Genomic DNA, 20,554 nt, shown 5'->3' on the forward strand with positions numbered 1-20,554 from the left:
GTAACTGAGATAAAATATAAAAATTGTAAAGAATTATTTACGACAGCTTGATCAACTCAAGCTAGGAACTTTAGGCTCGAATCAACGAAAAGCCGGAAAGTCAACCGAAAAACAACAGCCACCTAGAGAGGATTGAACACAATGGCATTTACACTCGCACCATTACCCTTCGCCGCTGACGCATTAGAGTCAGGTCATATGTCGGCCAACACGTTTTCGTTCCACCACGACAAACACCACGCTGCTTACGTGACCAATCTCAACAAACTGATTGAAGGCACCGAACTAGCCAGCAAATCCCTCGAAGAAATTGTGATGGCATCTGCTAAAGACCCATCAAAAGCCGGCATCTTCAACAATGCAGGTCAAGTTTGGAACCACAATTTCTTTTGGAATTCCCTCAAAGCGGGTGGCGGCGGCACTCCGACAGGAGCTTTAGCTAATAAAATCAATGCCGACTTCGGCAGCTTCGACAAATTCAAAGAAGAATTCAAGGCTGCTGCGACAACTCAGTTCGGCAGCGGCTGGGCTTGGCTGGTTTTGGATAACGGTACTTTGAAAGTTACCAAAACAGCTAATGCTGACACCCCGCTAGCACATGGCCAAACTGCGTTGCTGACTTTGGATGTGTGGGAACACGCTTATTATTTGGATTTCCAAAACCGCCGTCCCGACTACATTACTAATTTCTTGGATAATTTGGCTAACTGGGATTTCGCAGCAGCAAATTTGGCTGCGGCTTAGTAGCACCTGATTTTTAGGATTGAAGTCCTCACTACGAATCTATTAAGTTTGTAGTGAGGATTTTATTGTTTATTTCCGAGGACTGAAGTTCTGACTACTAGCTTAATAGGTTCGCTTAAGTAGGTCGGCGCTGTAAAACGCAAATATGTAAACGATTGTAAAGTATTCAAATGCACATCTAGCAACACTCGTTAGCCTTGTTTACATATTTTTATATTGTGAAGTTTAATATCGCCTACAACTTAAGTGGATGTAAGAATAGGTGTGGTAGTTTGGGAACTTCCACTGCCTCACACGGTATCTAATTTGTGAAGATTTATAAACCCATTTGTAGCGAGGAAAGGATAGTAGAACTCTCCAATCCTCGCAAAATCGGGACGTTTCCCCTTGCTATAGCAATGTTGTTGTGATAGATAGAGTTCTGGACAGATAGATGTCTGAGAGATAGATTGTTAATATTGGAGGCAGCGACATTTAACACAACCTTTTGGAGTATAGAAAATGACAAAAAATGTATCAGTAGTGATTCCATCTTATAACAGCGCCCAATTTTTACCGGAAGCAATAGAGAGCATACTTGAGCAGACTCTACCCGTATTTGAGATTATTGTCGTAGATGATGGTTCTACTGATGAAACGAAAGAAATCTGCGATCGCTACCCAGCAGTAAAATACGTCTATCAAAACAACCAAGGCGTTGCTGCTGCACGCAATACTGGTCTGGGGGTTAGTACAGGAGAGTATATTGTTTTCCTGGATAGTGATGACTGCCTTTTACCTGAAGCGATCGAGATTGGAGTCAAGCACATCAACGCCCTACCAGAGGTGGGCTTTGTATTTGGTCGTTATTTCTTCTATTCCATTCAACCTGATGGCTCATACAAAGTAGAAGAAAAATATGAGGATCAGCCTGAAGTTGCTAATTATCAAACCATTTTAGCCACCCAGCATAAGATTCAATGCGGTTGTATTATGTTTCGGCGTGTTGCTCTGGAGTCCGTCTCTATTGAGTCTGTTGGTGCATTTGACCCAAGTCTTGTGCCGATGGAAGATATCAATTTGTTCCTGCGGGTAGCCCGTGATTTTCCGATCTATTTCCACGGTGAAGTCGTTTCTAAATATCGCTACACTGGCAATAACCTATCCAGTAAATCGGCAAAAATGCTGATCCAGGCAAGACTATCTCATGGTCGGCAATGGAGTTACATTCAACAGACTGGAAAAGAAGAATATATAGCGGCTTACGAACAAGGAAAAAGGTCTTGGACTAAGCTTTTTGCCGATCGATTGCCTTACGAAATCCTGAGATATATACGAGCTAAACAATGGGTTGCAGCGTTGGGTATTCTGAGATTGATCTTGTATTACGATCCTAAATTGCAGTGTATCGATCGGGAAATCTACGAAATATCCTATACAACTCTGATGTCAGAGCTACGCAAGCTCCCCCTTCAAGACTCCTTAGCGTATTGGCAAAAACAACTTGCGGGAGCCACCCCTTTATTACCCCTACCCACTGACCGGCCACGTCCCCCAGAGCAATCCCTCCAGGCAGCTTCTCTGTCTTTTGGCATTTCTGGGGAAATCACCACGGCCCTGGGTCGATTGGGCGGGCAGGAAGGCGTCGCCCTATCCACAACCCTGTTAGCCGCGTTTAATATCTTGCTCTATCGCTATACAGGTACGGAAGATGTGATTGTTGGCTCCCCCTTTGTGGGCCGTGTGAATTCAGAAAATTTTGTGAATGCTGTCCCCCTTCGTACAGATATGTCGGGTAATCCCACGTTCCCAGAGTTTCTGGGACGAATGCGGAAAGTTATTTTGTTAGGGCAAGCCTATCAAGATGTGCCCTATTGCTTATTGGTCGATCAATTTTGTCCCCAGCCCGACTTAAGCTATTCCCCTCTGTTTCAAGTGACGTTTGTCTTTGAGGAAAATATTCCCTTCCAAAGGATCGATCTGTCAAGATTAACAGCCAGTCCGTGGGTGATTGAAAATAACGAGGGGAAGTTTGACTTAACTTTATTCTTAAAACCAACCAGCGCAGGATTGGAGGGGAGTTGGTACTACAGCACGGATTTGTTTGATGCAGAAACTATTGAACGAATGAACGAGCATTTCCAGATTTTGTTGTCTGGGATTGTGGCTCATCCAGAACAATCGATTTCTGCCTTGCCGCTGTTGCCAGACCAAGAGAAAAATCTGTTGCTTGTGGAATGGAATCAGACTCAAAAAGATGAGTCGCAAGATCTATGCCTGCACCAGTTAATAGCTCAACAAGCAGAAGTAACTCCAGATAAAATTGCGGTTTCCTTTGAAGGTCAAACATTGACTTACGAAGAACTACATCAACGCTCTAATCAACTGGCCAACTATTTGCAACAAAGAGGGGTGAAGCCGGATGATTTAGTGGGCATTTGTGTCGATCGCTCTCTGGAAATGCTGGTGGGATTATTAGGTGTGCTGAAGGCGGGCGGAGCCTATGTTCCCATAGACCCCAACTACCCGGACGATCGCGTGGAATACATGATCGAGAATTCCCAAGCCAAAGTATTGTTAACACAACAGCAGCTTGTGAAGAGCCTGCCTACGGAAGAATCATTGGTCATCTGTTTGGATACGGATTGGCCACTGATTGCTCAAGAGAGTCAGGAAATGCCGATCGCCAGCGTTACCCCAGAAAATATGGCTTATGTCATTTACACATCTGGTTCTACGGGTAAGCCCAAAGGCGTACAAGTTCTCCACCGTGGCGCAGTCAATTTTTTAAAGTCGATGCGCGAGCAACCGGGGATCAGTGCGACGGATATTTTGCTGTCTGTCACAACACTATCTTTTGATATTGCAGTCTTAGAACTGTTCTTACCCCTGACTGTGGGAGCGCAGGTTGTGATCCTGAGTCGGGAAGCTGCGATGGATGGCAGAAAGTTATTAAGGACGATCGCCGAATTAGGCATTACGATCCTGCAAGCGACTCCAGTGACTTGGCGATTATTGATAGAATCGGGTTGGGAAGGTCAGTCCCCGATGAAAATGCTCTCCGGTGGAGAAGCCATACCGAAAGAATTGGCAGCCCAACTGTTAACCAAAGGTACGGAACTTTGGAATATGTACGGGCCGACGGAAACAACAGTTTGGTCAACGGTTTATCAAATCAAAGACCCCGAACAGCGAATTTTAATTGGTAAGCCGATCGCCAACACCGACATCTACATCTTAGATGCTCTCCTGCAACCCGTTCCCGTTGGGGTGGCCGGGGAATTACATATTGGTGGTTCAGGATTAGCGCGAGGCTATTTGCAACGTGACGATTTAACCACCGAGAGATTTATTCCTAATCCCTTTCGAGAAACCGAACGAATATATAAGACAGGGGACTTAGCACGTTATTTGTCAGATGGAAATATTGAGTGTTTAGGTCGCCTAGATTTTCAAGTCAAAATTCGCGGTTTTCGGATCGAACTCGGTGAAATCGAGTCTGTTTTGGTCAAACATTCCAACGTGCAGCAGGCAGTGGTCATCGTCAGGGAAGATTTTCCTGGCGACAAGCGTCTAGTGGGTTATATTGTCGCTCTCAACAATCAGAACCCAAGCATCCAAGAACTGCGAAGTCTGCTTAAGGAGTATGTACCAGAATATATGGTGCCATCTATCTTTGTTTTCTTGGAAACTCTACCCCTAACACCGAATGGTAAGGTAGATCGTAAAGCTCTACCTGTACCTGAACAATCTCGCGAAGCAGCAATCATACCAGCCACTCAAAATGCTCTAGATTTGCCCGCCCATACAACTCAAGAACAGCCAGAAAACCCAGGAGAATTTGCCAGTCCCAAGGATGATTTGGAAGTTCAACTCGTCAATATTTGGGAAGAAGTATTGAATATTTCATCCATCAGTACGACAGATAATTTCTTCGAGATGGGAGGACATTCCCTATTAGCGATATCCCTAATGCGTGAAATAGAGAAAACCTACAATAAAGAGCTACCTTTACCTATCCTTTTCCAATCGCCAACGATTCACCAGTTGGCTAACACCCTTCGTAAACAAAGATTATCGTCTTCTTCGCAGGCTTTAGTCACGATTCAGAAAGGTAGTTCCAAACTGCCTTTATTCTTTATTTACGGCATCTTCCTTTACTATAACTTATCAAGACACCTGGGCAAAGACCAAACCTGTTATGGAGTCTATGTCAAAGAGGAAGTCAATATGTTCCAAAAGAATAAACTTGACCAATCACCAACCCCTTCAGTGAGTATTCCAGATCTGGCCACTCGCTACCTCAAAGAAATACAAAAACATCAGCCTAAAGGCCCTTACCTCCTAGCGGGTGAGTCATTAGGTGGCTTAGTAGCATTTGAAATGGCACATCAACTTCGTTTACAAGGTGAAGAAGTAGCTTTACTTTGCCTTTTGGATAGTGCGATTCCAGGAAAAAATCAACTGTCATTGAGTCAGAAGCTGGCTTTTCATATCAAAAAGCTGCGCCAAAAAGGGCTTTCATATTTGCTTCAAAAGATAGTAGAATCGAAGACTAAATCGACTCCTGATATTAACATTAATAATGTTAATAGTAATCCGGTAGATCCTCGATTACAGTTTCGGGAGTACGCTTTTAATAGTTACAAGCCACAGCCTTACCCAGGCAGGGCAATTTTGTTCCGGGCGATGGAGGAAAGTCACTTTAGCACTTTGGAAAACTGGAATGAACTGTTGGTTGGAGGATTAGATATATATGATATCCCTGGAGATCATCTAAGTATCCTTCAAGAACCCAATGTCCCTCTCTTGGCAGAAAAAATGAGAGTGCATATCGATCAAGCTTTAGCAAAACTTTAGGCTGTTGAGTTGAACGACTTATACAAGCGATTCAACAGGCTATTACAGATCAAACAATGCGTCAACGCGCCGCCAGATTGGCGGCGCAAATCCAAGGTGAAGATGGTATTACCAAGACAGTTGCTATCGTACAGGAAATCTAAAATCGTGGGACTGTTGACGGATAACCCGTATTCTACTGGAGGAATTCAAAGAACCTTCAGTTAATCGTACTTATACCCCAATACGGTTTACTTAATTTATAAGGATCGTGAATTAAATAATTTCCATTTTTCTTCTAGCCCATCCCACAACAATCAAATTGGGAAGTTATTTAATTCTCATTTCTAAGTTGTAGGGTGCGTCGCTCGTTTAATCTGGCGTTCCAGGGCGAGAGTTGTTTTTGGCGACGCAGCCTACGTTGACTTAAGTGAACCGTATTGGTTATCCCCCCTTCAGTATTTTTAATAAGGCTCCTCGATAAATTTTTCTGCCTTCTGAGTTAAGGTGAACGCCATCTGTTGTGACCTGTTCTTTCAATACTGTCCCTTCGTACAGAGGCTGAATTTCTTTTTCTACCATCAAAAACTTCTCTGTCGCTGCCACTTGACGAGTCAAGGCTTGAATGGTTTTCACTCTTTCCAAAGGGCCCGCTAGTGTGATATCATGGCTGGCTTCAATCGTTGAGTAAAAAGCAGGGACTAACACTACTTTTTGGGTGTTCATTTTTGTTTTGACAGTGCGGATAATTGCCTGCATATTGTTAATGAATTGTGCATCATTTATTCGATAACCCGCATCATTAGTACCGATCGCAATAATTGCTGTATTACATTTAACGTTAGCAGCAGTTAATAGTTTTAGCTGGTCGATCAGAGAAATTGTTGACATTCCGGGCAAGGCAAAATTAAAAGTATCTTTACCCATTGTATTTCCCAGCCCAGAAGTGATAGAATCGCCCCAAATGCAAGCATTGATTTGAGTATTTTTAGTCAGATATAGTTGATAATCAACTTCATCTAGCCACCAAGAATTAGAACTTAGGGTGTCTGTCGATAATTCGATAGAATTTGCATTCAACATGACTAAAAATCTACCTAAATACCCCCTCTTCATCGTAAACTCTAAAATCCCTGTTAAGAGAATGACATTCAATAGCAGTGAAATGGTCGCGATATGTTTTTTCATTCAGGTATGAGCAAGCAAACTAACATAAATTATCAATAGACCTCTTGCAAAAGTCCTTTTAATCCAATTGTGGAACAGGCTTTTCGGCCTGTTGCACGATAAACATTTTTTATTGTGGAACGGGCCGGAGAACCCGTCCTAGTTATTTTTGCAAGAGGTCTAATCACTACACTACCAAAAAGTAATTCACAATTATAATCAGTTTGTCAGATCGCGAATTATGAATTAAGCGATCGCACTGCTCCATCTTGTTTGAGATCGAATAGAGTGTGCGCGTAAGACTGGATTAGCTAGCAGACAAAAACAGCTTTTAACATTCCTTCGCCTTGGTCTAGTTGGAACTCAAATCCTAATTTTTTACAGAGACTCTGCATCTTGTAGTTGCTAGTGAGAATGTAACCGACGATCGCATTTAACTTCTCTTCCCGACCAATTTGCAGCAGCCGCCTCAATAATTCTGTTCCCAAACCGCGCTGCTGATAGCTATCGCTGACGATGAGCGCAAATTCGGCTTCGTTTGTGCCGTGGAGTTTGCTGAGACGTGCTACTCCCAAAATCCGGTGTTCTAAGGTTTCCGGGTCTTTGCGATCGGCTACTAACAGCATTTCCCGATCGTAGTCAATAAAACAAATCCGGGTCAAACGTTCGTGAGCGATGCGGTGCTTTAACTTTACCATGTGAGCGTAGCGCAAATACACGCTTTCTTCGGAAAGCTCTTGATGAAACAGCACCATCAGCGGCTCATCTTCTGGGCGAATCGGACGGATCATGATGGGATGATCTGTCAGAGTTGACCATTCTTGAACGTATTGCATAGGATAGGGGCGAATCGCGGGTAAAATGGCGTTTTCGGCAGAGTGGAGAACAACGCGGGCATCGAGGGCGATCGCACCTTCTGGAGAAACCAACAGCGGATTAATATCTATCTCGGCAATCTGAGGTTGCTCGACAATCAGTTGACTGAAACGAACTAATAACTGTTCGAGTTTTTCTAGGTCAATTGCCGATCGCCCGCGCACTCCTTGCAAAGCTTTATAGATGCGCGTTTGCTCCATCATCCGCCGCGCTAGGGTGGTATTTAAAGGTGGCAGTGCTAGCGATCGATCCTGAAACACTTCCACTAATTGTCCGCCGGAACCAAACAGCATGACTGGCCCAAATTGAGGGTCAATACTGCTACCCAAAATTAGTTCGTAGCCTTCCAAATGCACCATTTGCTGCACAGTCACGCCGAGAAACGCTGCGGGATCGATCGCCCGTACCCGCTGGGCGATCGCTTCAAAGGCACTAATTACAGCCTTAGAATCGCCTAAATTTAGTTGTACGCCCCCCACATCGGTCTTGTGAGTAATCGTCTCAGAATGCAGTTTTAGCACCACTGGATAACCGAGGCGATCGGCAATTTCCACAGATTCGGCTGGGCTGAGGGCAATTTCGGTGGCTACAGTGGGAATTCCATAGGCTGCGAGTAACTGCTTTGATTCGTATTCTGTGAGCAAAGTGCGATCGCTTTTGACAACAGAAGTCAAAATATTTGTGGCCGCCGATCGATCGCAAGTCGGGATTTCCGCAGCGGAGAGAGCAGGCGTTTCGTAGATAGAGCGCAGGTTGTAGCTGTACCGCCACATATAATTAAACAACCTGACTGCGGTATCGGGATAGGGGAAAGTCGGAATATTTGCCTGATTCAGAATTTCCGTTGCCGCTAACACTCCCGCACCGCCCATCCAGCTTGTTAATAAGGGCTTTCCGAGTTGGCTGTAGGACTTGAGTAGTTCTGCGGTTTGGGTGGGATTTGTCATCGCTTGGGGTGTGAGGATGACCAGCAATCCGTCACTATTGCGATCGGGAGCGACTACTTCTAGAGTTTTGGCGTAGCGATCGCTACCAGCATCGCCCAAAATATCGATCGGGTTTTGATGGCTCCACTGAGGGGGTAAAAACTCATCAAGCTGTTGCAGCGTCTCCGGTGCAAGCTCTGCGAGGGCACCGCCGCCGCTAATTAAGGCATCAGTGGCGATCGCCCCTGGGCCTCCGGCATTGGTGACGATCGATAGGCGGTTGCCCTGCGGTCGCGGTTGCTTGGCCAGAATTTCTGCCATGTCGAACAAATCGGAAATTGTATGTACGCGCAACGCGCCACAGCGCCGGAAAGCAGCGTTGAGCACGTCATCGCTGCCGGTCAAAGCTCCCGTATGGGAAGCGGCGGCTTGGGCGGCGGCGGCGGTACGTCCTACCTTGAGAACGATGATCGGTTTGTCGATCGCCACTGGGCGGGCGGCGGAGAGGAACGATCGAGCATCACCCATCGATTCCATGTACAAAACGATACTGTGGGTGTGGGGATCGTCGCCGAAATAATGAATCAGATCGCCCCAACCGACATCGAGCATGGAGCCGATCGACACAAAAGCGCTAAAACCGACATTTTCGCCCAAACTCCAGTCTAGAATCGAAGTACAGAGGGCGCCGCTTTGACTGATGAAGGCGACATTACCCGGACGGGCGATCGAGCCTGCAAAAGTAGCATTCAGCCCCAGCACAGGATTCATCACGCCGAGACAATTCGGGCCGATAATCCGCATTTCGCCCAGACGCGCTTCGGCCAGAATTTGCTGTTCTAAAGCAACTCCCGCCGGCCCAATTTCTTTAAAACCAGCCGAAACAATAACTGCTCCTTTCACCCCAGCAGCGATACATTCGCGGATCACTTGCGGCACACTAGCCGCCGGCGTAGCAATCACCGCGAGATCCACTATTTCCTGGACGCTAGCAATGTCAGGATAGGACTTGAGTCCCAAGACGCTGCGGCGCTGTGGATTCACCGGAAAAACCGTTCCGCCAAAGGGATTGCGAATCAAGTTCCACAGGAGAGTACGTCCGACGCTTCCTGCTCTCTCTGTTGCGCCGATTACAGCCACGGAGCGAGGATGAAAAATGTGATCGAGCGGATGACGCTGTTCTTTCCAAATATCGTGAGCCGGATCGCTCGCAGTGCTTTGAGTTCTTGAATTTATCTGCATAATACCCTACTTCAATTAATCAGCAATTAATATTGATCTGCTTTCGATAACAATTACCGCATCCAATCCAAACTATTTTTAGGCTCTTTTTCGGCTTTTTATTCATCTTCTTCGGATGTTCGCGGTTCCTGACCAAAAAATCTCATTGCGCGTTTCCGACCGACCCCTCTTAAACAACATTTTCGTTGTCCAACAGTTAGTTCGGAATCCCATTTTATTATAGCTTCCTCACAAATTACAGAGGATGTTCTGCATACTATCTATTTTAATTCTTCCCACCGAATTAGCAAGTCAATTTTTGTAACAAATAGCGAACAGAGTATTTAAAATATTGAGATTAAATATATGCTAGATATAGCGGTCGGAGAAGAAAAAATCGCTCGCTAACAAAAAATAAGGTGAAAGCAAGCTATATTAGTAGAATAGCACGGCTTTACTGAAGGCAACTCGACAAAGGAAGTCAACGTCAGAGACTTCATCCAAAAGAATTACACCCCCTATGAAGGGAATGCAGAATTTATCGCAGCACCAACAGAAAAAAACCAGCAACTTTGGCGCGCAGTTCTGGAACTAATGAAACAAGAGCGCGAAAAAGGTGTGTTGGATGTTGATACAAAAGTACCCACATCGATCGTCGCTCATGCTGCGGGATACATCGATCGCGATTTAGAAAAAATAGTAGGTTTGCAAACCGATCGACCTTTGATACGCGCGATTATGCCCTTCGGCGGAATTCGCGTGGTCAAGACAGGTTTAGAAGCTTACGGTTATCAACTCGATCCACAAACACAAGAAATATTTACGAAATATCGCAAAACACACAACGATGGTGTCTTCGATGTTTACACCCGCTCCATGCGTTTGGCGAGACGTTCTGGTATCATCACAGGTTTGCCAGATGCCTACGGACGCGGGCGCATCATCGGTGACTACCGGCGGGTTGCTCTGTACGGTGTCGATCGCCTGATTGACGATAAGAAACAACAGCAAGAATCGCTCGAACTAGAGGCGATGGAAGAGGGAACAATTCGTTTGCGCGAAGAGTTATCCGAGCAAATTCGCGCATTGTTGGAGTTGAAAGAAATGGCTGCTAACTACGGCTTTGATATTTGCAAGCCGGCGGCCAATGCACGAGAAGCTGTCCAGTGGCTGTATTTTGGCTACTTGGGAGCAGTGAAAGAACAAAACGGGGCGGCGATGTCTCTCGGTCGCGTATCGACGTTTTTAGACATTTATTTCGATCGCGATTTGCAAAGTGGCGCGAGTTCAGAACTGGAATTGCAAGAACTGATTTTCGGGGCGCGAGTTAACTTAGCTAAGACTTTGCTCTATGCGATTAACGGCGGTATAAATGAGAAGTCCGGCGACCAAATCACGCCGCAGTTTCCACCAATTACTTCCGAATATCTCGATTATGACGAGGTAAAAGCGCGGTTCCATGACATAATGGCGTGGTTAGCAAAAACCTATATCAATACGCTGAATGTCATTCACTATATGCACGATAAATACTGCTACGAGCGGCTAGAAATGGCATTGCACGATGCACGATTCAGGAGGCGATCGCCAGTCAGGGAATTAGCGATGATTTCTTTTTTGCTCGTGTTGAGGAAATGGCCGATCGCGCTTTTGACGATCAGTGCACCGGGGCTAACCCCCGCTACCCGCTGATTGAAGATTTAAAGCAGCTTCTGCTGCAAGCCTACTCTGACACCAACACTTCTGGGGTCGATCGAGAGTTAACTGTAGTTTGATAAGCTGTACTGCATCTAACGAGTAGCCAGAAACCGGGTTTTTCAACTAAAATCGTGGGTAGAAACCCTCAATTTCCTGAAAACCCGGTTTCTTTGTCCTCAAATCTAAAAATCTAAACATCGCCCTCGAAAATCGCCAAAGTCGATCTATTTGCCATAGGCGGTTTAAAAATTCAGAAATTGTGATATAGTTGAAAAGGTAACTGTTTTAAGAATTTTGTAATTTTAGTGGCTGTTCGCGCGATGACCTCTTCACCAACCATAGCACCCGTTCGATCGAGTCAAGTTACCCGCAAGTCTTATCCCAACTATCGGGTAATAGTCCTCAACGACGATTTCAACACATTTCAGCACGTCGTGGAATGTTTGACGAAATACATTCCAGGGATGACGAGCGATCAAGCTTGGAAACTAGCCGACCAAATCCACAACGAAGGCCAGGCTACCGTCTGGGTTGGGCCGCAAGAACAAGCAGAACTTTATCATATGCAATTGAGCCGTGCTGGACTGACAATGGCTCCGCTAGAGTCTACTTAACCGGTATTTACGTCTTGGCGACCTGACACCGAGGTCGGATGCTTGATGCTACCGTCCGCTCGTCGCTTGAATCTCGAAGATATTCACAGTGTGTTTTGGCGTAATTTCTCCGGTGTTTCCGTTCCACCTTTAAAAGATTTCAACCAACAGCAGGTCGCATTTAATGATTCAATGAGTACAGGTTGATCGAACTCGCTGGGTCAATTCCTGGCGTACCAATTTCACAAAGAAAAACCCCGACAACTGACTAAGGCAAAACAAATAGGTGTGACGATTCCTGCAACTTTAATCAGTAACGATGCAGCGGAAGTTAGGGAATTTATCAAAGCTTATCAAAAAGCAATTTTCAAGCCTGTTTATGGTGGTGCTCATAACAAGTTTATGACAGAGGCGCATTTAGAACTTAATCGGTTGAACATGGCTTTGAGTATTTCTTCAGTCACAATCCAAGAGTATATTTCTGGGACAAATATTCGCAGTTATGTGATTAGTGAATCAGTCTATACTGCCGAAATTCGGAGTCCAGCTTTGGACTTTCGGGAAGATTTGGACGCTGAGCTAATTCCGATAGATTTGCCAGAAGCAGTTCACAAACAATGTTTGGCAATATCCCAGGCATTTATGGTAGAGTGGAATGCGATTGATTGGCGTGTCAAGCCAACGGGTGAGTATGTATTTTTAGAGGCAAATCCTAGTCCGATGTTTGTACATTTTGAGCGTCAGACTGGTTTTCCTATTACACAAGAATTGGTCAAGCTCTTAATGGATTAACTGGCGTTAAGAGGCGATCGCACGGGCTCTCGTGCCCATCCTACAATTATGAGACTTGAATTGCAAAAGTCCTTTTAATCAAATTTTCGGACGATGCTCAAAGCCCATCCCACAAGAAAAAAATGTGGGATGGGCTTTGAGCATCGTCCTAGCTATTTTTGCAAGAAGTCTATGATCGCCCTTTGCACTCTCAACCAGTCGATCGCGCTCAAATCTCAAATCTTAAACCGAAGCTGCCCGCATCTGTTACAATTTTCAACATAGCCAGAACAGCACGCCCGCCGGAACTCACCTGCATAGGGATACCAGCCCGCGATAGGAGTCGTGGAGATTGAAAAAAATTAGATATTTAGTTTCAGCTTCCAGATTCATCCGTGGAGTCAATCTAAAATCTAAAATCGACTGTGGAGTCAATCTAAAAATCTAAAATCTAAAATCTAAAATCGACTGATGGAAACCCTGCAAACCCAACTTTACGAACTCGCACAATTTGCTAATAATTTAGTCAACACTCAACTGACACACCTGAGTTTAGTCAGCGTCGGAGTGATTTTTCTGGCAGGATTGCTAACTAGCTTAACGCCCTGTATGCTTTCCATGTTGCCGATCACGATCGGCTACATCGGCGGATACGAAGCAAAAAGCCGTCTTCAAGCTGCCGCCCAGTCGGCGTGGTTTTCTCTGGGATTAGCCACAACCCTCGCGGGTTTAGGCATTGTAGCATCATTTGCGGGTCAAGTTTATGGCAAAATTGGTCTGGGTTTGCCGATCGTTGTCAGTATAATCGCGATTTTAATGGGGCTGAATTTACTCGAAGCTTTACCCTTACAAATGCCGTCTTTCGACGCTGTGGGGTGGGTGCCGAAGAATTTGCCTGCGGGCGTGCGATCGTACTTATTGGGCTTAACTTTTGGTTTAGTAGCATCTCCGTGCAGCACTCCGGTTTTAGCTACGCTCTTAGCTTGGGTTTCCAAAACGGGAGATACCGTTTTAGGTGGTGTATTGCTGCTGTTTTACGCTGCTGGTTATGTCGCTCCGCTAATTATAGCAGGTACTTTTACCGCGAGCATTAAAAAATTGTTAGAATTACGCAGGTGGTCGAGTTGGATCACGCCTGTTAGCGGCGTTTTGCTAGTAGGATTTGGCGTTTTTTCCCTACTTTCCCGCATACTTCCCGCCTAAGGTTCGATCGTTCGGACTTCAGTTCTTATTTGAAGATATAGCAATCATTACAGAATTGGTGAACTATTTTTTTAACGAACCGCGTTGGCGTAGCCTGCGCGAAGCGCTGAGACGCTAAGAACACGAAGGAAGAAAAATAAAGAATTCACAATTGATTGAGAATTGCTAGATAAAAATAATATTTTCTTCCTTCTTCCCTCTTCCCTCTTCCTTCTTCCCTCTTCCCTCTTCCTTCTTCCTTCCTATGACATCAAAAGAAGTATTTCTATCCAAACTATCAGACTGGGCGAATGCACCTCAAAAGTTCTTCAAGCGGGAAATATTGCCGGTGCTGGCAGATTTGCGGCTGGCAATTATCTTGCTGCTGGCGATCGCACTTTTCAGCATTTCCGGCACCGTCATCGAACAAGGCCAATCGGTAGAGTTTTACCAATCCAACTATCCAGAACACCCAGCCCTTTTCGGTTTCTTAACTTGGAAAGTTGTGATCATTGCAGGACTAGACCACGTTTACCGCACTTGGTGGTTTTTGTCAATCCTAATTTTGTTCGGCAGCAGCTTGACAGCTTGCACTTTTACTCGACAATTTCCCGCATTAAAATCGGCCCGCCGCTGGAAATTTTATGAAGAACCGAAGCAGTTTGAGAAATTAGCTCTCAGTGCGGAATTAGAAACAGTTGATTTAACCTCGTTAGAACAACTTTTACAGCAAAAAAACTACCGCATCTTCCGAGAAGGCGAAAAAGTTTATGCTCGTAAAGGCATAATTGGTAAAATTGGCCCGATTATTGTTCACGCCAGTATGCTAATTATTTTAGCTGGGTCGATATTGGGCTCGATGACTGGTTTTATGGGTCAAGAAATGGTTCCTAGCGGTGAAACGTTTCGGGTGCAGAATATCACGGATGCGGGGCCTTGGGCTGGGCCGCAAATACCGAAGGATTGGTCGATGCGTGTGAATCGGTTCTGGATCGATTATAGTCCGAGCGGGGCGATCGACCAATTTTACTCTGATTTGTCGGTTTTGGACAAAACAGGCCAAGAGGTCGATCGCAAAACCATTCACGTTAACGAGCCGCTGAGATACCGAGGAGTCACCTTTTATCAAGCAGATTGGGCCCTAGCCGCCGTGCGAGTTCGCCTCAACAAAAGCCCGGTTTTACAATTGCCAATGGCTCAGTTAGACACCCAGGGTAAAGGCAGAATTTGGGGTGCTTGGATTCCAACAAAACCCGATTTAAGTGCGGGAGTTTCTTTGCTAGCAAAGGACTTGCAAGGCACGATGTTAGTCTACGGTACGGATGGCAAATTGTTAACTACTGTTCGCGCCGGCAGCGCAGTCGAAGTTAACGGAGTGATGTTGGCAATTGACGAAGTTGTCGGGAGCACGGGATTGCAAATTAAAGCCGATCCGGGAATTCCGCTAGTTTATACTGGCTTTGGGTTGCTGATGCTCAGCGTGATGATGAGCTATCTGTCTCACTCGCAGATTTGGGCTTTGGAAAAGGAAGGCAAACTCTATGTTGGCGGGCGCACTAATCGCGCTCAGGTGATATTTGAAAGAGAAGTTGTGGAGATTTTGGACAAGTTGGCAGAATTGAAAACAGCAGATGCAAAAAGTGCGATATCCCCGACTTCTGTTGCTAGTCAAACCTAACCGTAGGGTGCGCACTGCGCACCTTACACCAATGGATAAAACGAAAAATAAATGTGGATAAAAAAATAGAATTTAGTCAACACGCCTTGCTGAAAATAGAAATTCTTGAAAGTCACGGGGTTACAATTTCAACATATTTAATTTCCGAAACTGTTTAGAATGCCTAGTAAGATAGAAGCAAGTGGTGAAGGGAAGTTTATTTGTCAAAAGAGATTGAATGGACTTGTCCTAAGAGTGGTTTACCAAGAATATCTCGATCGAATTTTAGTAATTACTGCTTATCCTGGTAAGAGGTCAAGATATGAAAAAGATTAGATACAGCCCGGATGTAGATGCGATGCTGATCGAAATTTGCGATCGCCCGATCGCCTATGCCGAAGATGAAGGGCAAATTATTCTACACTATTCTAGCAGTGGAGAACTGGTATTGATCGAAATATTAGATGTCAAACAATTCATCTCATTAGAATCTGTCTCCGATCAAATACCTGCCCGCTAAAGCAGTCCATCCTCAAAATCAACTACTACAACGAACCGTAGGGTGCGCACTGCGCACCTTACACCAATTCCTAGGGCGATGTACAGCGCACCTGACTACAACTAATACTAGCCCTACTTCTCGTGCCGCACCTCAACCACAGTGTGCACGTTCCCCCGTGGCAAAAAATCGCCCTTAATTGTCACTTCCAGTGGCGCGCAAGCTGCGACAAAATCGTCTAAAATTTGATTGATCGATTCTTCGTGAGAAATGTAGCGATCGCGATAACTGTTAACGTACAGCTTCATCGCCTTTAACTCCACCACCCGCTCGTCGGGCACGTAAGTAACGTGAATCGTGGCAAAATCGGGATAGCCCGAAAACGGACACTTGCAAGTAAACTCTGGCAAAGTAATGTTAATCGTGTAACGCCGCCCGACTCGCGGGTTCGGGAAAGTAATTAACTCCCCGTCCAAAATCTCGCGTTCGCCATATTTCATTGCCTCGGTACTTGACTTTGGCGACACATCTTGTTCGGTTGGGTGGTTGTTCATAGCGATCGACTGAAAACTTCTAACATTTAACTAAACTCACTATTAATATTTTTAACAAATATATTGACGAATTGTGTTGCGATCGATCTAATTGCAAATACTCTCAGGCTAAACTTAAAAAAGTTCACCCTCGCCATCTACAATTATGCAAAATACTACCTTATCTGACAATACATCCCCTGAAAACTCAAATACTTACTCTCCATCGGTACCAATTTCCCTCTATCGAGAAGTCACCGCCGAATTGCAAGCCGCCCAAGCGATGCTCGACTCCCTCAAAACCCACAACCAGCAATTAGTCCAACAAAATCAACAACTGCGGCGAGAAGTAGAAACAGTAGTTCAAGTATCCCAGCAGCTACAGCAAGTCGTCAACTCAGCTCAGACTGTCACCCTGACTGGGATGCCCCAAATGCCCTCAGTCAAATTCAATTTCAGCGTTGAACCGGAGCCCCCAGCACCTGTCACCTCGCGGACTAACTCTACCATACCTCAACCACCTCAGACAGTGGCTTTCCCTTTCCCTCTACCGGAAGCGGAGCCCACAGCCCCCCGGATGCCTGACACACTTCCACAAAAATCATTTACAGAAGTGCCAGAAACTCCTTACCGTGTGCGATCTCAACCCAAAAAAGCCTCAGACTTAAACGGATTATGGTTGATGATCGCAATTTTTCTGATAGTCATTTCCGCCTTCGGCGCAGGTTATTTAGTTGTTCGTCCTTTATTAATGAAAAAGTAAATTCCAACAAGAATCCCACGACCTGAGCCGTGGGATTTTAACCGAAACCTAGCATAAAATGTTCAAAGTTACGCTAATTGGTCACTATACTCTGACGGCACTCGTTTCTACTGCACGAGGCGCATACTGCTCTTCACAAGCAGAACCTAGGCTGCCCACCCCGGGCTCGAAACCGCGCGTGAACTCAGTGAGTTTTACCTGTTTAGCTTCCAGAGCTGTTTGTAGCACCTTCATGGCTCGGTGAGGATCGCCGGCTCCGCAGAAAAATAAGTCTGCGGCAAAATAACCGTGTTCAGGCCAAGTATGGATTGCTATATGAGACTCTGCCAAAGTTGCAGTAGCCGTCACTCCGTGAGGACTAAACTGGTGTACGCACAAATCGATGAGAGTAGCTCCTCCGGCTTCGATCGCATCGAGTATGGCGCGGCGGATACGTTCAGGATCGTTGAGGATGTCTCCAGGAGACTCCCAAGCATCAGCGACCAGATGGGTTCCCAATTGTTTCATTCTGCGGGGTTTTACCTTTAATTGTAGTGTTCCAAACCTTTTGACGATAGCACAGAGTCAAGAAATTTTGCAAGTAAATTTCCAAAAATAAATCAGAAATAGCGGCGAGTTCTCTGGGCGGCAGCATACCACTGCAAAAAAAACGAAGGTAGTGAAGCTTTTTTTACTTTACTACGATCGCACGTTCCTGCGTTTAGCTCGTTCCCGACTGACAAGAACGACGTTATGAATATAGTATTAATCCCGGCTATGAGTAGCTCCATTCGGCAAAATAGCCCCGCTCAAAGCCGCTTCATTCAAATTAGCAACATTCAAGCTCGCTCCAATCAGATTCGCCTCCGACAGATTAGTTCCTGTCAAATTTGCCCCTGTCAGAGAACTCAGCAACAAACCCGCACCCGACAAATTGGCGTGACTCAGGTTCGCCCCACGCAAATCCGCTTCCAGCAAGCTAGCACCAGACAAATTTGCACCGCTCAAATCTGCTCCCCGCAAAGAAGCTTTATTTAAATTCGCAGCCCTCAAATCAGCATGGTGCAGAATCAAACCATTCAAATTGGCTTTACTTAAATTAGCTCCTTGCAAGTCAGCACCGCTCAAATTAGAGCCATTTAAATTAGCTCCTTTTAAGTCAGCACCGCTCAAGTCAGCATTGCTCAAATTAGCAGCGCAAATACAAGCCTCCCGCAGACTTGCTTCGCTCAAAATCGCCCCAACCAAATTAACACCGCTGAGATTTCCGCGATTGAGATAAGCCCGAATTAGAATTGCTCCGCTCAGGTTAGCCCCGTTCAAATCTACCTCGCTAAGAATCGCTCTAGTTAGATTTGCTCTGCTTAAATCAACTCCGCTCATAATGGCTCGGCTCAGCGTCGCGCCACTCAAATTGGCCTCAGTTAGTTTCGAGCCGCTGAGCAAACAAGCTCCTACTAAACTCGCTCCAGTCATCACAGCTTTGCTCAAGTCAGCGCGAGACAATATTGCTCCGCTGAGATTGGCTCCGCTAAAATCTGCTCCGATCGCCACCGTTCCAGTTAAACTAGAACTGCCCAGGTTAGCTTCAATTAATTTCGCCTTAGATAAATTAGCCCCGCTCAAGTCGGCACTGTTTAAATTAGCTCCAATTAGTTTGCTTCTAATTAAGTTAGCACCTTTTAAGTTAGCGCTGCTCAAATTTGTGCGACTGAGATTAGCTTCAATCAAATGAGCTGCAATGAGGTTAGCTCCTCGAAAATCTCGTTCCCCGTTTCTATGTCTAGTTAAAAGTTCATCAGCACTTAAAAGCTCAGTGAAATTCATAAAAAAATTGAGTGAGTTTCCTTAATTTCTCGATGTTCTATGTTGTCTGAAAATTTGTATGTTCGTGTTTGCTAGTCAGGCTTTCAACCAATACTGCCACATTAACAATTATCAAAAGTGGTTGATTACTAGCGCTACCTTATTAACCTAGTTATAACTTACGCAAATTAACCAGGCTTTTCGGAGAAGATTTTGGGTTTGACCAGCGCAGTCATGAAGAAACAGAGTTTCTCGCCCGCGCGTGTAAGTTGTGTAAGTTTTATTTTGCTAGTAGTTAGTTATGGCTGATGTTAGTTGTTAATTGTTAGTTGTATTTATACTAACTGCTAATCACTAACTATTCACTACTCACTATTTACCAAAATACAGAGAATTTGTCGATCGCACTTCTGGTCAAGGTCGATCGCCGATTTGACCTATTGCTGGCGGCATCCGGGCCACATTCTGACCCGAAAAATTGCTGATACAGGCGATCGCATTTATTAGTGTCAGAAAGAAATAAGAACTCGAAGCTTCAACACCGAATGTCTTCTACTTTCTGCCTGTGCGATCGCCATGAAAGCAGAGCCCGGTTAGCTCAGCTAGTGTCACCTCCCCCCACTGTGCTTGATGCAGCGTGAAATCCAACAGGAAGGCTGTTTCCCTCTGAGTTCTGAACGGCTCACGGGCGAAGAAAGCAACACGCTATCACTCGTCTGCGATTTCCCAAAAAAGTGATCCGCGAGCCATTCCCGTGCTCCCGCGCTGCTGTGTTTGCTGTTAATGTTGATTCTATCCATGAGCGCTTGCGGTTCTAATTAACAGAAGACCCGACACCTGACGCACTCTCGGAGATCATAGCTGTTCCTGGGCTTCTCAAATGCTTCGCTGAGGCCTTCCCAGAAAAAATGTATTTCTGTAGCAGGTCTTACCGAGGGCAATTCTGCTACAGCCAACCAATGACTAGCCTAAGTCTTCCCCGAAGGCGACGACAATATTATTCTACTAATAGTTGCCGACCACCGCAGGCCATACTCGGTGCGCGGGACTGGCTACTTCACCTATACTGGTAAGTTGCATAAGTTGCTGAAATTAGCGGCCCCATAATTAAAGATAGTCGTTCTTTGACTAACTGGGCAATCTTTGCTGCAATTTAGGCCATCTAATTTGATAATACTGCGGAGTTTGCAATCGAGCAGTAGTGAGTGTTACAGACTCCAAAAGCGCTGCGGATTTAGGGTATCAAAATTAAGGGCGCCGATCGAGCTTCCAGCAAAAAGCCCAGCTCGCCAATCAAAATTAAACTTTTAACAAATCGCTT

At 45.3% G+C, this 20,554-nt stretch carries 13 protein-coding genes and 1 pseudogene; 9 read left to right on the top strand and 5 right to left on the bottom strand.

Annotated elements, in window-relative coordinates; genetic code table 11:
* Positions 1–141: 141 nt before the first annotated feature.
* Together QUB66_RS01920 and QUB66_RS01925 are read left to right on the top strand one after the other, a co-directional pair.
* Positions 142–744 carry a superoxide dismutase gene (locus tag QUB66_RS01920; RefSeq protein WP_265233115.1) on the top strand — a complete coding sequence of 201 codons (603 nt, stop codon included), beginning with the start codon at positions 142–144 and terminating at the stop codon, positions 742–744.
* Positions 745–1,245: 501 nt separating this feature from the next.
* Entirely contained in the window at positions 1,246–5,583 is a 4,338-nt protein-coding gene (locus tag QUB66_RS01925; RefSeq protein ID WP_332966324.1) for an amino acid adenylation domain-containing protein, read from the top strand.
* A 423-nt stretch (positions 5,584–6,006) separates the two neighbouring features.
* On the opposite strand, the gene QUB66_RS01930 is transcribed toward QUB66_RS01925, so the two are convergent.
* Both QUB66_RS01930 and QUB66_RS01935 read right to left on the bottom strand, forming a co-directional pair.
* Positions 6,007–6,645, bottom strand: coding sequence for an SGNH/GDSL hydrolase family protein (locus QUB66_RS01930; RefSeq protein WP_332966322.1), 639 nt, complete (start codon positions 6,643–6,645; stop codon positions 6,007–6,009).
* Positions 6,646–7,040: 395 nt separating this feature from the next.
* Positions 7,041–9,773 (bottom strand): bifunctional acetate--CoA ligase family protein/GNAT family N-acetyltransferase, encoded by a 2,733-nt coding sequence (locus tag QUB66_RS01935; RefSeq protein WP_332966321.1) that lies wholly within the window; start codon positions 9,771–9,773, stop codon positions 7,041–7,043.
* A gap of 429 nt (positions 9,774–10,202) precedes the next feature.
* On the opposite strand from QUB66_RS01935, the pseudogene QUB66_RS01940 reads away from it, so the two are divergent.
* The 6 genes and pseudogenes from QUB66_RS01940 to QUB66_RS01965 form a co-directional block, all read left to right on the top strand.
* Positions 10,203–11,318 (top strand): annotated as a pseudogene (locus tag QUB66_RS01940) (pyruvate formate lyase family protein); the annotation flags it as partial.
* A gap of 452 nt (positions 11,319–11,770) precedes the next feature.
* Complete coding sequence (gene clpS / locus QUB66_RS01945; protein WP_265233119.1) at positions 11,771–12,064, top strand: ATP-dependent Clp protease adapter ClpS; 294 nt, start codon at positions 11,771–11,773, stop codon at positions 12,062–12,064.
* Positions 12,065–12,331: 267 nt separating this feature from the next.
* Positions 12,332–12,835, top strand: coding sequence for an ATP-grasp domain-containing protein (locus QUB66_RS01950; protein WP_332966319.1), 504 nt, complete (start codon positions 12,332–12,334; stop codon positions 12,833–12,835).
* A gap of 450 nt (positions 12,836–13,285) precedes the next feature.
* Positions 13,286–14,017: a cytochrome c biogenesis protein CcdA gene (locus tag QUB66_RS01955; RefSeq protein WP_375339772.1), complete on the top strand. Its 732-nt coding sequence runs from the start codon at positions 13,286–13,288 to the stop codon at positions 14,015–14,017.
* A 244-nt stretch (positions 14,018–14,261) separates the two neighbouring features.
* On the top strand, positions 14,262–15,674 hold the full coding sequence (locus QUB66_RS01960) for a cytochrome c biogenesis protein (protein WP_332966317.1): 1,413 nt from the start codon (positions 14,262–14,264) through the stop codon (positions 15,672–15,674).
* A 301-nt stretch (positions 15,675–15,975) separates the two neighbouring features.
* Positions 15,976–16,173 carry a DUF2283 domain-containing protein gene (locus QUB66_RS01965; RefSeq protein WP_265233124.1) on the top strand — a complete coding sequence of 66 codons (198 nt, stop codon included), beginning with the start codon at positions 15,976–15,978 and terminating at the stop codon, positions 16,171–16,173.
* A gap of 113 nt (positions 16,174–16,286) precedes the next feature.
* Here the strand turns inward: QUB66_RS01965 and queF are convergent, their stop codons facing one another.
* The gene (queF, locus tag QUB66_RS01970) at positions 16,287–16,706 is read right to left on the bottom strand and encodes a preQ(1) synthase (RefSeq protein ID WP_265233125.1); all 420 of its coding nucleotides are present in this window, start codon (positions 16,704–16,706) and stop codon (positions 16,287–16,289) included.
* A 145-nt stretch (positions 16,707–16,851) separates the two neighbouring features.
* Between queF and QUB66_RS01975 the strand changes: the two genes are divergently transcribed.
* Positions 16,852–17,448, top strand: coding sequence for a hypothetical protein (locus QUB66_RS01975; RefSeq protein ID WP_265233126.1), 597 nt, complete (start codon positions 16,852–16,854; stop codon positions 17,446–17,448).
* A gap of 84 nt (positions 17,449–17,532) precedes the next feature.
* On the opposite strand, the gene speD is transcribed toward QUB66_RS01975, so the two are convergent.
* Together speD and QUB66_RS01985 are read right to left on the bottom strand one after the other, a co-directional pair.
* Positions 17,533–17,955, bottom strand: a complete 423-nt coding sequence (gene speD / locus QUB66_RS01980) for an adenosylmethionine decarboxylase (RefSeq protein ID WP_265233127.1) — start codon at positions 17,953–17,955, stop codon at positions 17,533–17,535.
* Positions 17,956–18,192: 237 nt separating this feature from the next.
* Positions 18,193–19,254, bottom strand: coding sequence for a pentapeptide repeat-containing protein (locus QUB66_RS01985; protein ID WP_265233128.1), 1,062 nt, complete (start codon positions 19,252–19,254; stop codon positions 18,193–18,195).
* Positions 19,255–20,554: the final 1,300 nt, after the last annotated feature.

This window comes from Microcoleus sp. A2-C3, from assembly GCF_036706065.1.
In the GTDB taxonomy this organism is placed as follows: domain Bacteria; phylum Cyanobacteriota; class Cyanobacteriia; order Cyanobacteriales; family Microcoleaceae; genus Microcoleus.

Bases quoted from the DNA above. Each gene is read 5' to 3' on its own strand.
- QUB66_RS01920 (WP_265233115.1), top strand. From the start codon at position 142: ATGGCATTTACACTCGCACCATTACCCTTCGCCGCTGACGCATTAGAG.
- QUB66_RS01925 (WP_332966324.1), top strand. From the start codon at position 1,246: ATGACAAAAAATGTATCAGTAGTGATTCCATCTTATAACAGCGCCCAA.
- QUB66_RS01930 (WP_332966322.1), bottom strand. From the start codon at position 6,645: ATGTTGAATGCAAATTCTATCGAATTATCGACAGACACCCTAAGTTCT.
- QUB66_RS01935 (WP_332966321.1), bottom strand. From the start codon at position 9,773: ATGCAGATAAATTCAAGAACTCAAAGCACTGCGAGCGATCCGGCTCAC.
- clpS (WP_265233119.1), top strand. From the start codon at position 11,771: ATGACCTCTTCACCAACCATAGCACCCGTTCGATCGAGTCAAGTTACC.
- QUB66_RS01955 (WP_375339772.1), top strand. From the start codon at position 13,286: ATGGAAACCCTGCAAACCCAACTTTACGAACTCGCACAATTTGCTAAT.
- QUB66_RS01960 (WP_332966317.1), top strand. From the start codon at position 14,262: ATGACATCAAAAGAAGTATTTCTATCCAAACTATCAGACTGGGCGAAT.
- QUB66_RS01965 (WP_265233124.1), top strand. From the start codon at position 15,976: ATGAAAAAGATTAGATACAGCCCGGATGTAGATGCGATGCTGATCGAA.
- queF (WP_265233125.1), bottom strand. From the start codon at position 16,706: ATGAACAACCACCCAACCGAACAAGATGTGTCGCCAAAGTCAAGTACC.
- QUB66_RS01975 (WP_265233126.1), top strand. From the start codon at position 16,852: ATGCAAAATACTACCTTATCTGACAATACATCCCCTGAAAACTCAAAT.
- speD (WP_265233127.1), bottom strand. From the start codon at position 17,955: ATGAAACAATTGGGAACCCATCTGGTCGCTGATGCTTGGGAGTCTCCT.
- QUB66_RS01985 (WP_265233128.1), bottom strand. From the start codon at position 19,254: ATGAATTTCACTGAGCTTTTAAGTGCTGATGAACTTTTAACTAGACAT.